The 15,255-nt window shown below is 68.1% G+C and carries 14 protein-coding genes; 4 read left to right on the forward strand and 10 right to left on the reverse strand.

Features of this window, described 5'->3' with window-relative positions; all coding sequences use genetic code 11:
• Nucleotides 1-25 precede the first annotated feature (25 nt).
• The gene (locus tag A9Z05_RS08690; RefSeq protein WP_069617726.1) at nucleotides 26-886 is read right to left on the reverse strand and encodes a ferritin-like domain-containing protein; all 861 of its coding nucleotides are present in this window, start codon (nucleotides 884-886) and stop codon (nucleotides 26-28) included.
• A 143-nt stretch (nucleotides 887-1,029) separates the two neighbouring features.
• On the opposite strand from A9Z05_RS08690, the gene A9Z05_RS08695 reads away from it, so the two are divergent.
• The 3 genes from A9Z05_RS08695 to A9Z05_RS08705 all read left to right on the forward strand — a co-directional run bounded on the left by A9Z05_RS08695 (nucleotide 1,030) and on the right by A9Z05_RS08705 (nucleotide 3,030).
• Complete coding sequence (locus tag A9Z05_RS08695) at nucleotides 1,030-1,554, forward strand: gamma carbonic anhydrase family protein (protein ID WP_069617727.1); 525 nt, start codon at nucleotides 1,030-1,032, stop codon at nucleotides 1,552-1,554.
• 25 nt (nucleotides 1,555-1,579) lie between these two features.
• Nucleotides 1,580-2,530 (forward strand): Hsp33 family molecular chaperone HslO, encoded by a 951-nt coding sequence (gene hslO, locus A9Z05_RS08700; protein ID WP_069617728.1) that lies wholly within the window; start codon nucleotides 1,580-1,582, stop codon nucleotides 2,528-2,530.
• A gap of 137 nt (nucleotides 2,531-2,667) precedes the next feature.
• Nucleotides 2,668-3,030, forward strand: coding sequence for a hypothetical protein (locus A9Z05_RS08705; protein WP_069617729.1), 363 nt, complete (start codon nucleotides 2,668-2,670; stop codon nucleotides 3,028-3,030).
• Nucleotides 3,031-3,119: 89 nt separating this feature from the next.
• Here A9Z05_RS08705 and ftsB read toward each other — a convergent pair whose 3' ends face one another.
• The 9 genes from ftsB to A9Z05_RS08750 form a co-directional block, all read right to left on the reverse strand.
• Nucleotides 3,120-3,545 carry a cell division protein FtsB gene (gene ftsB / locus A9Z05_RS08710; protein WP_069617730.1) on the reverse strand — a complete coding sequence of 142 codons (426 nt, stop codon included), beginning with the start codon at nucleotides 3,543-3,545 and terminating at the stop codon, nucleotides 3,120-3,122.
• Between the two features lie 81 nt (nucleotides 3,546-3,626).
• Nucleotides 3,627-4,910, reverse strand: coding sequence for a phosphopyruvate hydratase (gene eno / locus A9Z05_RS08715; RefSeq protein WP_006478406.1), 1,284 nt, complete (start codon nucleotides 4,908-4,910; stop codon nucleotides 3,627-3,629).
• A 106-nt stretch (nucleotides 4,911-5,016) separates the two neighbouring features.
• Nucleotides 5,017-5,871 (reverse strand): 3-deoxy-8-phosphooctulonate synthase, encoded by an 855-nt coding sequence (gene kdsA, locus A9Z05_RS08720; RefSeq protein ID WP_006478405.1) that lies wholly within the window; start codon nucleotides 5,869-5,871, stop codon nucleotides 5,017-5,019.
• Nucleotides 5,868-7,526 (reverse strand): CTP synthase, encoded by a 1,659-nt coding sequence (locus tag A9Z05_RS08725; protein WP_006478404.1) that lies wholly within the window; start codon nucleotides 7,524-7,526, stop codon nucleotides 5,868-5,870. The genes kdsA and A9Z05_RS08725 overlap by 4 nt, the downstream gene beginning before the upstream one ends.
• Before the next feature lie 169 nt (nucleotides 7,527-7,695).
• On the reverse strand, nucleotides 7,696-8,541 hold the full coding sequence (locus A9Z05_RS08730; protein WP_069617731.1) for an alpha/beta fold hydrolase: 846 nt from the start codon (nucleotides 8,539-8,541) through the stop codon (nucleotides 7,696-7,698).
• 194 nt (nucleotides 8,542-8,735) lie between these two features.
• Complete coding sequence (locus A9Z05_RS08735) at nucleotides 8,736-11,225, reverse strand: DNA internalization-related competence protein ComEC/Rec2 (protein ID WP_069617732.1); 2,490 nt, start codon at nucleotides 11,223-11,225, stop codon at nucleotides 8,736-8,738.
• Between the two features lie 57 nt (nucleotides 11,226-11,282).
• Complete coding sequence (locus A9Z05_RS08740; RefSeq protein ID WP_069617733.1) at nucleotides 11,283-12,071, reverse strand: TatD family hydrolase; 789 nt, start codon at nucleotides 12,069-12,071, stop codon at nucleotides 11,283-11,285.
• Nucleotides 12,072-12,137: 66 nt separating this feature from the next.
• Nucleotides 12,138-12,899 (reverse strand): lipoprotein-releasing ABC transporter ATP-binding protein LolD, encoded by a 762-nt coding sequence (lolD, locus tag A9Z05_RS08745; protein WP_175806125.1) that lies wholly within the window; start codon nucleotides 12,897-12,899, stop codon nucleotides 12,138-12,140.
• The gene (locus tag A9Z05_RS08750) at nucleotides 12,892-14,145 is read right to left on the reverse strand and encodes a lipoprotein-releasing ABC transporter permease subunit (RefSeq protein ID WP_006483000.1); all 1,254 of its coding nucleotides are present in this window, start codon (nucleotides 14,143-14,145) and stop codon (nucleotides 12,892-12,894) included. The genes lolD and A9Z05_RS08750 overlap by 8 nt, the downstream gene beginning before the upstream one ends.
• Nucleotides 14,146-14,314: 169 nt before the next feature.
• Between A9Z05_RS08750 and A9Z05_RS08755 the strand changes: the two genes are divergently transcribed.
• A partial coding sequence (locus A9Z05_RS08755; RefSeq protein WP_141723390.1) for a regulator occupies nucleotides 14,315-15,255 on the forward strand: 941 nt, incomplete at its 3' end.

Consider the following 15,255-nt stretch of genomic DNA (forward strand, 5'->3'; position numbering starts at 1 on the left):
CCGGACGCGGCCGAACGCGATCCGGCTAATGTGCGGGACGTCCGTCCGCCGCATTCTGGGCGGCCAGTTCGTCGAGTTCGGCCTGCTCGAAGCCGGCATCGCGCCGCGCATCGAAATTGAACGGGCCGCGCAGTCGTGGCGCGTGGTACTGCTCGGCGAGCTGCCGGTAGGTCGGCACGGGGTCGCGCCCGGCGGCGTCGCACAGATGGCGGAACCAGCGGTTGCCGATCGCGACATGGCCGATTTCGTCGCGCAGGATCACGTCGAGGATCGCGGCCGACGCATCGTCGCCCGCCTGCACGAGCCGTGCGCGGATCGGCGGCGACGCGTCGAGCCCGCGGGCCTCGAGCGTCCGCGGCACGAGCGCCATGCGCGCGAGCACGTCGTTCCTGGTCCGCTCGCACATCTCCCACAGTCCGTTGTGCGCGGGAAAATCGCCGTACGCATGCCCGAACCCGTCGGCGAGCCGGTCGGACAGCAGCGTGAAGTGATAGGCCTCCTCGGCCGCGACCTTCAGCCAGTCTGCGTAGAACGCGTCCGGCAGACCCGCGAAGCGCCAGACTGCGTCGAGCGCCAGGTTGATCGCATTGAATTCGATATGGGCAAGCGCGTGCAACAGCACGGCACGCCCTTCCGGCGATCGCATGCTGCGCCGCTGCAGCGCGCGCGGCTCGACGAGCGGCGGCCGCGCCGGGCGCCCGGGCAGACCGGCCGGTTCGTGCAGCTGAAGCGACGATGCGATCGCGGCCTGCCCGGCTCGCAGCGCATCGTGCAGCGCGCGCACCTGCGCGGCCTTGGCCGCCGGCTCGGCAATACGCAGCGCGTCGAGCGCCACGCTGCGCACACAAGCGGGCGCCGGCCCGAAAGAAGAAGACACGATGCTCATAAACGGGGACACCTTGCGTACGCGTCGCGGGAGCACAGGCACGCGACGGTTTACAATATGCGTTTGTTCCACGGCGCCAGGCGCCGGGCAAACCGGACGCGCCATTCTACCGGCGCCCATCATCGAAGAGACAAGGAGACCCCGTGACGATCTACAAGCTGGGCGATACGGCCCCGACGATCCACGAAAGCGTATTCGTCGCCGACACGGCGGCCATCATCGGCAAGGTCGTGCTCGAGGAAAACGCGAGCGTGTGGTTCGGCGCGACGATTCGCGGCGACAACGAGACGATCACGGTCGGCGCCGGCAGCAACGTCCAGGAAGGCGCGGTCCTGCATACCGACCCGGGCTTTCCGCTGACGATTGCGGACAACGTGACGATCGGGCACCAGGCGATGCTGCACGGCTGCACGATCGGCGAAGGTTCGCTGATCGGGATTCAGGCGGTGGTCTTGAATGGAGCGGTCATCGGCCGCAACTGTCTGGTGGGTGCCGGCGCGGTCGTGACGGAAGGCAAGACGTTCCCGGACAACTCGCTGATTCTCGGCGCACCGGCGAAAGTCGTGCGCGAGCTGTCGGCCGAAGACGTCGCGCGGCTGCGCGCAAACGCGAAGACATATGTCGAGCGACGCGCGCATTTCAAGGAGCAACTCGTGCGGATCGGGTGATTCGCACGGATTTCAAGGAAGAAGAGTGAGCGACCAGTTACAGAAATTCATGTTCAATGCGGCGCCCGTGCGCGGCGAGATCGTTTCGCTGCGCAACACGTGGCAGGAAGTGCTCGCCCGCCGCGACTACCCTGCCCCCGTGCGCACGGTGCTCGGCGAGATGATGGCCGCGTGCGCGCTGCTGTCCGCGAACCTGAAATTTCACGGCACCCTGATCATGCAGATCTTCGGCGACGGGCCGGTCCAGATGCTGGTCGTCCAGTGCGGGTCCGACCTGTCGATGCGGGCCACCGCGAAGTTCTCGGGCGACGCCGCGCAGACGATCGACGACGACACGAGCTTCGCGTCGCTCGTCAACGCGAGCGGCCACGGCCGCTGCGTGATCACGCTCGACCCGGCCGACAAGCTGCCGGGCCAGCAGCCGTACCAGGGTATCGTGCCGCTGAACGGCGTCGACGGCCCGCTCGAATCGGTGTCGCAGGTACTCGAGCACTACATGCATCACTCGGAGCAGCTCGACACGCGGCTGTGGCTCGCGGCCGATCGCGATCGCGCGGTCGGGATGCTGCTGCAGAAGCTGCCGGGCGACGGCGGCATCGTGCCGCGCAACGCCGAGACCGATATCGACACGTGGGAGCGCGTGTGCACGCTCGGCGGCACGCTGTCCGCGAAGGAACTGCTCGAAGTCGAACCGGAAGTGGTGTTCCGCCGGCTGTTCTGGCAGGAAAACGTGCAGCACTTCGAACCGGCCGGCACGCGCTTCCAGTGCTCGTGCTCGCGCGAGAAGGTCGGCGCGATGCTGCGCATGCTCGGTCGCGAGGAAGTCGACAGCGTGATCGTCGAGCGCGGCCACGTCGAGATCCACTGCGAGTTCTGCAACCAGCGCTACGAATTCGATCCGGTCGACGTCGCGCAACTGTTCGCGGCGCCCGGTGTCGAAACCGGCATCGCACCCGCGACCGACCAGCGTCACTGAACCGCGCGCCCGTGCCCGCCAGCGGCACGGCGCGGGCGCATAATGACGCACGAGCGCCGCACGCGCGGTTCAGGCGCCGGAGGCACGGCCTTCGGCGCAAGCCGCTTTCCGCGGTCGGCGCGCCGCAGGAGAAACACATGAATCGCCGCCTCTTTTGCACCCTCCGCACTCTCGTCCTGGCAAGCCTGGCCGCCGGTACGCTCGCGCTTGCCGGCTGCGCGATGCCCCCGCCGACTGCCACGATCCTGAGCCGCCTGCCCGAACCGGGCGCGTCGGGCGGCCAGCCGCCCGTGCTGTCGAGCGCCGAACGCAAGCGCTACGACGAGATCGACCAGCAGGTGCTGCGCGAGCAAAACAACGCGATGGCGGCCGAAGCGGCCGCGCGCGCGTGGGCCTATTATTCGCCGCCGCCCGTGACGGTCTACGGCGGGTACTACGGTGGATGGGGCAATCGCTGGGGCACCGGCATCGGTTACGGCTACCCGGGCTGGTGGTGGTGAGCAGGCATCACCCGCTCGATTGACGACTGGCAGGAAATAAAAAAGCGCGGCATTTCCCGCGCTTTTTCAATGAATTCGAGGTATCGCGCTCAGTGATGCGCCGCCTTGCCCTTGTCGCCGCCGTGATGCCGCGACGGCTTCGCGACCGACTGCGGATTCGGCACGACCCGCACCGGGGCCGCGGACACGGCGCCGCGCGTCGACGTATTCGACGGCGTGGTGTTCACCGGTCCTGCAGGTGCATTCGGCGACACGAACTGCACGAATACTTCGCCGTCCTTCACCATGCCCATCTCGTAGCGCGCACGCTCCTCGATCGCCGCGGTGCCGCTCTGCAGATCCTGCACTTCGCCGGCGGTGCGCTCGTTGCGCAGCTTCTCGTCCGCGTTCTTCTGCAGCTGGTCGTCGAGCTGCTGACGCAATTCGTGCACCCGCAGCCAGCCGCCGTGTCCCCACCATAGGGGGTACTGAATGAGCGCCAGCAAGGCAATCAGGACGACAGTGACAAGCCGCATGTAAGAGACGCAGATATAAGAAGCGCCGCTCCGCGCACAGGCACAGAGCGGCGTCGAGATGACGAACCCGATAGTAGCGCGTTAGCGCAGGTTATAGAAAGCCGATTTGCCCGGGTAGCTCGCGATGTCGCCGAGATCTTCCTCGATACGCAGCAGCTGGTTGTACTTCGAGATGCGGTCGCTGCGCGACAGCGAACCCGTCTTGATCTGACCGGCGTTCAGGCCGACCGCGATGTCCGCGATCGTCGAATCTTCCGTTTCGCCCGAACGATGCGAGATCACGGCCGTGTAACCCGCGCGCTTCGCCATTTCGATCGCCGCGAACGTTTCGGTCAGCGTACCAATCTGGTTGATCTTGATGAGGATCGAGTTCGCGATGCCCTTCTCGATGCCTTCCTTCAGGATGCGCGTGTTGGTCACGAACAGGTCGTCGCCGACCAGCTGCACCTTCTTGCCGAGGCGGTCGGTCAGCAGCTTCCAGCCGTCCCAGTCGCTTTCGTGCATGCCGTCCTCGATCGACACGATCGGGAACTTGTCGGCGAGCGTCGCGAGGTAGTCGGTGAATTCGGCCGACGACAGTTGCAGGCCTTCGCCCGCGAGCTGGTACTTGCCGTCGTGGTAGAACTCGGATGCCGCGCAGTCGAGCGCGAGCAGCACGTCTTCGCCCGCACGGTAGCCGGCCTTCTCGATCGCCTGCAGGATCGTCGACAGGCACTCGTCGTTGCTGCCGAAGTTCGGTGCGAAACCGCCTTCGTCGCCGACCGCCGTGCTCATGCCGCGGTCGCTGAGGATCTTCTTCAGCGCGTGGAACACTTCCGCGCCGCAACGCAGCGCTTCACGGAACGTCGGCTGGCTGACCGGGACGATCATGAATTCCTGGATGTCCAGGCTGTTGTTCGCATGCGCGCCGCCGTTGACGATGTTCATCATCGGCACCGGCAGTTGCATCGCGCCCGAACCGCCGAAATAGCGGTACAGCGGCAGGCCGGCCTCTTCGGCGGCGGCCTTCGCGACGGCCATCGACACGGCCAGCATCGCGTTCGCGCCGAGGCGCGACTTGTTGTCGGTGCCGTCCAGCTCGAGCAGCGTCTTGTCGAGGAACGCCTGTTCCGACGCGTCGAGGCCCATGATGGCTTCGGAGATTTCGGTGTTGATGTGCTCGACCGCCTTCAGCACGCCCTTGCCGTTGTAGCGGCCGGCTTCGCCGTCGCGCAGTTCGATCGCTTCACGCGAGCCGGTGGACGCGCCCGACGGCACCGCCGCGCGGCCCATCGTGCCCGATTCGAGCAGCACGTCGCATTCGACGGTCGGGTTGCCGCGCGAATCCAGAATCTCGCGGCCGATGATATCTACGATTGCACTCATGGGTTTCCTCTGAGAATGACGATGGATTCTTCAAACTGCGACGGCGTGCGCGCCGCAACCGCTTTCGCTACAGACGCGCGAAGCCGTCGCAAGGTTCATTCGATCTTTAATTGAAATCGTTTTCCAGGAACGGATTGCGCTTCACCGCCTGGTCGAGCGTGACGAGGGTCTCCAGCAACGCGCCCATGCGGTTCAGCGGCACCGCGTTCGGGCCGTCCGACTTCGCCTCGGCCGGATTCGGATGCGTTTCCATGAAGAGGCCCGCGACACCCGTCGCGACCGCCGCACGCGCGAGCACCGGCACGAATTCGCGCTGGCCGCCCGAACTCGTGCCCTGCCCGCCCGGCAACTGCACCGAGTGGGTCGCATCGAACACGACCGGCGCGTTCGTTTCGCGCATGATCGCGAGCGAACGCATGTCCGACACGAGATTGTTGTAGCCGAACGAGACGCCGCGCTCGCACGCCATGAAGCGGTCTTCCGACAGACCGGCTTCACGCGCCGCGTCGCGCGCCTTGTCGATCACGTTCTTCATGTCGTGCGGCGCGAGGAACTGGCCCTTCTTGATGTTGACGGGCTTGCCCGAGCGCGCGCACGCATGGATGAAATCGGTCTGACGGCACAGGAACGCCGGCGTCTGCAGCACGTCGACGACCGACGCGACCTGCTCGATCTCGTCGATCGAATGCACGTCGGTCAGCACCGGCAGGCCGAGCTGGCGCTTCACCTCGCCGAGGATCCGCAGCCCCTCGTCCATTCCGAGGCCGCGAAACGACTTGCCCGAACTGCGGTTTGCCTTGTCGTAGGACGACTTGTAGATGAACGGAACGTTCAGCTTCTCGCAGATTTCCTTCAGGCGGCCGGCCGTGTCGATCGTCATTTGCTCCGATTCGACGACGCAGGTACCCGCGATCAGGAAGAAAGGCTGGTCGAGGCCGACCTCGAAATCGCACAGCTTCATGCTTGCACTCCGCGCGCTTGCTTGTTGGCGAGCGCGGCTTCGACGAACGACTTGAACAGCGGATGACCGTCACGCGGCGTGGACGTGAATTCCGGGTGGAACTGAACGCCGACGAACCACGGGTGCATCGAACGCGGCAACTCCATCATTTCCGGCAGATCCTCGCTCGGGGTACGGGCGCTGATGATAAGGCCGCCGGCTTCGAGCTGGGGCACGAAGCGGTTATTGACTTCATAACGGTGGCGATGGCGCTCGTTCACGTCCTTGCCGTAGATTTCTTCCGCCATCGTGCCCGGCTTGATCGGGCAGCGCTGCGAACCTAGGCGCATCGTGCCGCCGAGGTCGGATTCCTCGGTGCGCGTCTCGACCTTGCCTTCGCGGTCGTACCATTCGGTGATCAGCGCGACCACGCGCTCCGGCGTGTCCGGATCGAATTCCGTGCTGTTCGCCTGCTTCAGGCCGACGACGTCGCGCGCGAATTCGATCACCGCGAGCTGCATGCCGAGGCAGATGCCGAGGTACGGCACCTTCGACTCGCGCGCATAGCGAACCGCGGCGATCTTGCCTTCCGTGCCGCGACGGCCGAAACCGCCAGGCACCAGCACGGCGTCGAGATGCTTCAGGCTGTCGACGCCGTTCGTCTCGAGCTCTTCCGAGTCGATGTACTCGATGTTGACCTTGGTCGACGTGTGGATCGACGCATGGCGCAGCGCCTCGATCAGCGACTTGTACGACTCGGTCAGGTCGACGTACTTGCCGACCATGCCGATCGTCACTTCCTGCTTCGGGTTTTCCAGCTTCTCGACGAGCGCCGACCACATGCTCAGGTCGGCATCCTTCGGCGACAGCTTCAGCTCTTCGCAGATGATCCGGTCGAGGCCCTGGTCGTGCAGCATCTGCGGAATCTTGTAGATGCTGTCGGCGTCCCACACCGAGATCACCGCGTCTTCCGGCACGTTCGAGAACATCGAGATCTTCTTCGATTCGTCGTCGGGGATGCGGCGATCCGCGCGGCACAGCAGCACGTGCGGCAGGATGCCGATCTCGCGCAGCTTCTGCACGCTGTGCTGGGTCGGCTTCGTCTTCAGCTCGCCGGCCGTCGCGACGTACGGCACGAGCGTCAGGTGCACGAAGCACGCGCTGTTGCGACCGAGGCGCAGGCTCATCTGGCGCGCGGCCTCGAGGAACGGCAGCGACTCGATGTCGCCGACCGTGCCGCCGATCTCGACGATCGCGACGTCCGGCTCGCCGCAGGTGGCCGATGCGGCCCCGCGCTCGATGAACGCCTGGATTTCGTTCGTGATGTGCGGAATGACCTGCACGGTCTTGCCGAGATAGTCGCCGCGGCGCTCCTTGCGGATCACCGATTCGTAGATCTGGCCGGTCGTGAAGTTGTTGGCCTTGCGCATCTTCGTGCTGATGAAGCGCTCATAGTGGCCGAGGTCGAGGTCGGTCTCCGCTCCGTCTTCCGTCACGAACACTTCGCCGTGCTGGAACGGGCTCATCGTGCCGGGGTCGACGTTGATGTAGGGATCGAGTTTGAGGAGGGTGACTTTCAGACCGCGCGATTCGAGGATCGCGGCGAGAGAGGCGGCGGCAATACCCTTGCCGAGGGAAGAAACTACGCCGCCGGTGACGAAAACATATTTGGTCATCGCTGGATGCTCGCGGGAAAAACGGATTATACCGTAAAGCCCGCCCTTCTCTCAGCAATTGACGTGATGATCGCGCCCTTTCGTGCCGGCCCGCGCCGACACGAACCGGCCGGCCGGTCGGCGCCGCGCGCATGCGCGCCGGCGGGCGTTCCGGCCGCCCGGCGAAGCGTCAGGCGCGCTTCGCGAGCGGCGCGCCTGCCTGCGAAACGCCGCCCTCCTCCGCCTTCAGCGAATTCAGCATCCGCTGCAATGCGCGGGCGGTCTCGATCGGCCGTTCCATCGGGAACAGGTGGCTCCCCTCGAGCCATTCGATGCGCCCGCGCGTCGCGCGGCGCGTCGCATCGAGCCCGACCTGCCGCACCTCGCGCGAGCGCGTGCCGGCGAGGAAGCCGAGCGGCACCGGCGCGCCGTGTGCGAGCCGCGGGCCGAGCGTGTGCGGCAGCGTCCGGTAGATCAGGTATTCGACCTGCCGGTCGAACGCCAGCGCGCGCTCGCCGTCGGCGCCGGCCTGAGGGATCCCGTGGTCGATATAGTCGGCGAGCATCCGCTCGTCCCAGCGCGCGAACGCGGGCTTCTCGCGAAAGTGCCGCCACACTTCGTCGCGGCTCGTCCAGCGCGTGCGCCGGTTGCGCGTCGCGGCGGCCGGCGACAGCCGCTCGTCGAGCCCCGCCCACTGGCTCGCGCGCAGCGCGCCGGCGCGCCAGCCCGCGATGATCGGCGAATCGATCATCACGACGCCGCGCACCCACTGCGGCTTCTTCAACGCAGCCATCAGCGACAGGTAGCCGCCGAGCGAATGGCCGACGAGCCAGACCGGGCGCTCGTAGCGGCTGCCGATATCGTCGAGCAGTTGTTCGACGAGATGCGGCCAGTCGCGCGTCACCGGGTAGCGGCGATCGTGGCCGATCCGTTCGATGTAGCGCAGCTCGTAGTCGTCGGCCAGCTCGGCGAAGATTGTCCGGTACGTCGACGCCGGAAAGCCGTTCGCATGCGAGAAGTGGAGGATGTCCTTCAAACGCCGATGTCTCCTTTGTCGGCGGGAGTCAGTGCTTCAGCACGTACTCCCACCCATGCTTCGCGGTCGGTGGGCGTAAGCGCTTCAGCGCTTACGCCAGCCCCATGCTTCATATTTATCTGTGTCGGAACCGCGCTTCGGCACGGTAGGCCGGCCTGGCGCTTTCCGTCCCGATACGCCGGCCTTCGCCGCGCTCACCGGTCCATCCAGTACCGGCGCCGTTCGTCGCGATAGCGCGCGAATGCGAACCCGCCGCCGGCCGGCGCGACGTCGAACCGCACGGCGCCGTCGCGATCGGTGCGCGGCAGCGGAATCCCGCGCGCCTCGTAGCGGGCGAGGACCGTCCGGTGCGGATGGCCGAAGCGATTGCGATAGCCTACAGGAAAAGCCGCGACGCGCGGCCCGACCGAATCGAGGAAAGGCTCGATCGACGACGTACGGCTGCCATGGTGCGGAACGACCAGGATCTGCGCGGCCAGAGCGTCGCGCGCGTCGGCCACCAGCCGACGCTCGGCGGCAGCCTCGATGTCGCCGGTCAGCAGCGCGGAGGTGCCGCCGGCGTCGATACGCAGCACACACGATTGTCCGTTGGACGAACCCGTGCCCACCCCGCCCGGCGGCCACAGCATCGTGAAGACGACGCTGTCCCAGCTCCACCGCTGCCCGGCTGCGCAAGGCAGCCGATCGGCCACGCCGGCCGCCTGCGCATCGCGCCACAGCCGGTGCCGCGGCGCAATACCGGCCAGCAGCTGACGCACGTCGGCGGCCGCATAAACGGCCGGCGCGCCGCCCGCATGATCGGCATCCGCGTGACTGAGGACGAGCGAGTCGATCGTCGCGATGCCGCGCGCCCGCAACGCCGGCGCGACGATCCGCGTCCCGGCGTGGGACGACTCCGCGCCCGGCCCCGCATCGAACAGCAACGTCCGTCGCGCGGTTTCGACCAGCACCGCCGCGCCTTGCCCGACGTCGAGCACGGTCAGCCGAAAGCCGCCCGGCGGCGGTGCATCGGGCGCCGGCGCGACGAGCGGCAGCCACGTCAGCGGCGCCGCCCAGCGCAACGGCCAGCCGCGCGGCATCAGCGCCCACGCGACGCCCACGCATGCGAGCGCCAGTACCGGCCAGTCGGGCATGCGCAGCCAGAACACGCCGGCCGGCCAGTCGGCCAGCTGCGCGAGCAGCGTCATCATCGGTGCGAGCGCCGCATGCGCAAGCCGAAAGGCCGCCGCATCGAGCGGCGGCGGCAACGCGATGCCGGCCAGCACGACCGGCGTCACGACCGAGCTGACCCACGGAATCGCGAACGCATTGCCGAACGGACCCGACAGGGAAACCTGCGCGAACCAGGCGGCGGTGAGCGGCGCAAGACCGATCGTCACCGCGTACTGCACGCGCGTCGCCTCGGCGATGCGGCGCCGGCCACGCGTCGCCCACCCGCGCAACCGGCTCCGCAAGCGGGCCGCGCCGCTTTCCGCGCCCGCTTCGTCGACATCGTCGAGCTCGCGCACCGCACGCCAGCCGGCGACGGCCAGCAGGATCACCGCGACCGCACCGAACGACAGCCAGAAGCCGGCCGACAGTACGGCCCACGGATCGGCGAGCAGCACGCCGCCGAGCGCCGCGCACAACACCGCGGACGTCGGCACGCTGCGGCCGGCCAGATACGCGACGCCGCCGCCCGCGATCATCCACCACGCGCGCTGTGCCGGCACGTTGAAGCCGGCGAGCGCGGCGTAGCCCGCGGCAGCAACCAGCGCGGCAAGCGCGGCCGCGTACGGCGCCGGCAACACGAGCGTCGCGGCCCGCGCGCGCCAGCGCACGCGGCGCCAGACCATCGACACGAGCCAGCCGGCAATCGCGCCGACCAGCCCGACATGGAGACCGGAAATCGCGACCAGATGGCTCGTGCCCGTGTTGCGCAGGACGCGCCAGTCGTCGTCGCCAATGCCCGACTGGTCGCCGATCGCCAACGCCGCGACGATGCCCCGGTGCGCCGCATCGGTGCCCAGCACCGCGCCGATGCGTGCGCGCAGCGTGTCGCGCACCCGATCGATCGATGCACGCCATCCCGATACGCGCGCATCGAGCAATACCGCCCGACGCGGTGCACTGACATAGCCGATCGCACGAATGCCCACGGCGAGCCATGCCGCCTCGCTGTCGCGCACGCCGGGATTGGCCTCGGCATGCGGACGCTTGAGACGCACGACGAAACGCCAGCGTTCGGCAGCGCGCAAATCCGGAAGCGCATCGCGTGTCGCGGATGCGCCGTACGCGCGCCACGACAACCGGATCAACGGCGGAAAACGGGCGAGGCCTGCATCGTTCGACTCGACCGCCAACAGCAGCCGCGCGCCTGCCTCGTCGACGACGGGCAGCCCGCGGATCACGCCCGTGACGACGATGTCGCGCCCTTCCCACTCGACAGGCAGGCTGTCGCGCAGCCGCCATTCGGCGCGCGCGGCCGCATAGCCGAACCCCGCGACGCAGGCCGCGGCCGCGCACAGCATCCATCCGCATACCACGACCGCGCGCGTGCGCCGCCGACGCACGCACCATGCGCCCAGCGCCGCGCAGCCCGCGAGCACGGCTGCTCCGATCGTCCATGCGACCGCCCCGGGCAACGCCGCCTGCCGCTGCAGCACGACGACGCCGAGCGCGAACGCGATCCACCACACGCGCATTCCGCCTCCTCGTCGACCCGGCGCCGCCCCCTGCAACGCGGCGCCTTCCGGCAACGATTATGCGGACGAAAGTGCGAGTCGCGGCAGCGCGGCGAGCGCGTTAGCCGAAGTGCATACGGCCAGTTCGCCAGTCTCGAGCCCGCGCAATTCGGCGAGCACGCCGCCGATCCGCGGTACCTGATCAGGCGTATTGCGGGATTTGTATGCCCATTCGGGCGCGATGTCGGGCGCGTCGGTCTCGACGACGAGCGCGTCGAGCGGCAACTCGGTGGCGAGCCGGCGGATCTGCCGCGCGCGCGTGAAGGTCACGTTGCCGCCGAAGCCGAGATGCAGCCCCTGCGCCAGGTACGCTTCGGCCTGCTGAAAACTGCCGTTGAACGCATGCGCGATGCCGCGCCGCACGCCGAAACGGCGCAGCCCGGCGAGCACGCGGTCCTGCGACTTGCGCACGTGGCACAGCACCGGCAGGTCGAATTCCCGCGCGAGCCTGAGCTGGCCCTGATAGAAGAACTGCTGCCGCGCTTCGTCGAGCCCCGGCACGAAATAGTCGAGCCCGATCTCGCCGATCGCGACGAACCGCGGATCGTCGAGGCTCGCCTCGATCTCCATGCGCAGCCGGTCGAGATCGGCGTCGCGCGCCTGCGGCGTATACATCGGATGGATGCCGAGCGCATAGACCGCACCCGGCGTGCGCTGCGCGAGTTCGCGCACCGTCGTGAAGTTGTCGCGCCCGATGCTCGGGATCACGATGCGCGACACGCCGACCGCGCGCGCAGCCTGCGCGACTCCGTCGCGGTCGGCGTCGAACTCGGCGGCATCGAGATGGCAGTGCGTGTCGATCCACATGTCAGCGGTCCTGCGTCGTTGCGCCGTGCCGCGACGAACCGGCGGCCGGCCAACGGCGTGGCTTTTTTACACCGGCAGCGCCGGCTCCTCGTGCAGCACCCCGTCGCGCAGCCGCATGATGCGGTCGCAGCGCGCGGCGAGATCGGGGTCGTGCGTGACGATCACGAAACTCGTTTCGAGCGTCTCGGACAGTTCGAGCATCAGGTTGAACACCGTATCGGCCGTCGTGCCGTCGAGGTTGCCGGTCGGCTCGTCGGCGAGCACGCATGCGGGCTTCGTGACCAGCGCGCGCGCGATCGCGACGCGCTGCCGTTCGCCGCCCGACAGCTCGCCCGGCCGGTGCTTCGCCCGCGGGCCGAGACCGACGCGTTCGAGCATCGCCTGTGCCTGCGCGCGCGCGTCCTCGGTCGTCATCCGGCGGATGCGCAGCGGCATCGCGACGTTGTCGAGCGCCGTGAACTCGGGCAGCAGGTGATGGAACTGGTAGACGAAGCCGAGCGCGCGGTTGCGCAGCTCGTTGCGCTCGCGCTCGGCGAGCTGCGTAAACGGCTTGCCGAGCAGCGACACTTCGCCGGCGCTCGGCTCGTCGAGACCGCCGAGCACGTGCAGCAGCGTGCTCTTGCCGGACCCCGACGCGCCGACGACCGCGAGCTTCTCGCCGCGCCGCACCGTCAGCTCGGTGTTGTTGAGCACCTGCACGTTGAAGCCGCCCTGCACGAACGCCTTCGTGATCCCGCGCGCCTGAAGCACGTATTCCTGCATACCTGCCGAATCCTGTCTGTTGTGTTGTTGTCGTGAATCCGCGAATGCGGCCGCGCGGTCATTCATAGCGGAGCGCCTCCGCCGGCTTCACCTTCGCGCCGCGCCAGCTCGGATAGAGCGTCGCGACGGCCGACAGCGCGAACGCGATCAGCCCGATCCGGATCACGTCGCTCGCGACGAGTTCGGACGGCAGCTCGCTGATGAAGTACACCGACGGCGGCAGGAACTGCACGCCGAACAGGTGCTCGATCATCGGGATCAGCCACGGGATGCTCCATGCGATCAGGCAGCCGAGCGCGACGCCCGACGCGGTGCCGACGAAGCCGATCGTCACGCCCTGCACGACGAAGATCTTCATGATCGACCCCGGCTGCGCGCCGAGCGTGCGCAGGATCGCGATGTCGGCCTGCTTGTTGGTCACCGTCATCACGAGCGACGACACGAGGTTGAACGCGGCCACCGCGATGATCAGCGTGAGGATGATGAACATCATCCGCTTCTCGATCTGCACGGCCGAGAACCACGTCTTGTTCTGCTGGGTCCAGTCGCGGATGTACAGGCTGCCCGACAGCGTATGCGACAGCTCGACCGCGACCTGCGGCGCCTTCTGCATGTCGGTGAGCCGCAGCCGCACGCCGGTCGGCGCGCTCATCCGGAACAGCGCCTCGGCGTCGCGGATGTTGATCATCGCGAGCGTGCTGTCGTATTCGTAGTGGCCCGATTCGAACACGCCGACGACCGTGAACTGCTTCAGGCGCGGCATCATGCCGGCCGGCGTGATCGAGCCTTCGGGCGCGACGAGCGTGACCTTGTCGCCGACCGTCACGCCGAGATTGCCGGCGAGCGCGTCGCCGAGCACGATGCCGAACTGGCCCGGCACGAGCGCGCCGAGCTGCCCGGCCTTCATGTCCTTGCCGATGTCGGATACCTGCGGCTCGAGCGACGGCTCGACGCCGCGCAGCATCACGCCGCTCACCGCGTCCTGGCGCGTGAGCAGCGCCTGCGCGTCGACGTACGGCGCCGCGCCGATCACCGACGGATTGCGGCGGGCTTCCTGCGCGGTCAGTTGCCAGTCGGGCATCGAACCCGTCGGCGAGAACACCTCGACGTGCGCGAGCACCGACAGCATGCGGTCGCGCACTTCCTTCTGGAAGCCGTTCATCACCGACAGCACGACGATCAGCGCCGCGACGCCGAGCGCGATCCCGAGCATCGACACGAGCGCGATGAAGGAAATGAAGCCGTTGCCGGTCGTGCGTTTGCCGGCGCGCGTGTAGCGCCAGCCGATCTGCCATTCGTACGGAAGTTTCAAGCGAATCCTTTCTGCTGGTTACGGCGGGAGGCGGGAGGCGCGCCGCGGCCGGACCGCCGCCGGGTGGCGGCCGGCAGCCCGGGCACGGTCGAAAAAACGGCCGCCGGACGCGAACGGGCCGTCAGCCGGCCCGATCACGCGCGCAGTTTGCCATACAATGCGCACCATCATGCACGACCGACGCCTCCATTTTCTCGTTCCGTTCGCGCTGCCGTCGGCGGCCGACGCGGCCTCGTCCCTGCACACGCTGGACAGCCCCGCGCTCCAAAAGTTGCTCGCCCGCGCGAGTCTCGTCGAGCGTGTGGCCGGCGAGGACTTCCAGCGCACGCTGCCGCACGAGCGCTGGCTGGCAAGCCGCTTCGGCGCCACGCAGGGCAACGCCGCGGACGAGGCGCCGCTCGCGCCCTACATGCTGTTGGCCGACGGCGGCGATCCCGGCACCCAGGCATGGGCGTGCGTCGAGCCCGTGCACGTCGAAATCGCGCACGATCACCTCGTGCTCGTCGATCCGGCCGCCCTCGCGCTCGACGACGGCGACGCGGCCGCGCTGCTCGCGGTCGCGCGGCCGCTGATCGAGGAGCTCGGCGTGCGGCTCGAAGCGCCGAACCCGGCGCGCTGGTACCTGTCGAGCGAACAGCTCGCGCGCCTTGCCGGCGCCGCGCCGCTGCGCGCCAGCGGCCGCAACATCGAAATCTGGCTGCCGCACGAGGCGCATACGGGCGAGCGCTCGCGGATGTGGATGAAGCTGCAGAACGAAGTACAGATGGCGTGGTTCCAGCATCCGGTCAACGAAGCCCGCGAGGCGCGTGGATTGCCGGCCGTCAATTCGGTCTGGTTCCATGCGCAGGGCACGCTGAAGCCGGTCGGCACACCCTTCGCGCGCGTGCTGTCCGCGTCGCCGGCCGCGCTCGGCCTCGCACGCGCCGCACGAGCCGAAGCCGGCGGCCTGCCCGCGACGTTCGGCGCGCTGCCCGCCGCCGATGGCGCGACGCTCGTCGAGCTGCCGACGCTGACCACCCCGTTCATCGAGCAGGACTGGGCGCGCTGGCACGACGGCCTCGCCGCGCTGGAGCGCGACTGGTTCGCACCCGCGCTCGCCGCGCTGCAAAA

Source organism: Burkholderia sp. A2 (assembly GCF_001729305.1).
GTDB classification, from domain to species: Bacteria; Pseudomonadota; Gammaproteobacteria; order Burkholderiales; family Burkholderiaceae; genus Burkholderia; species Burkholderia sola.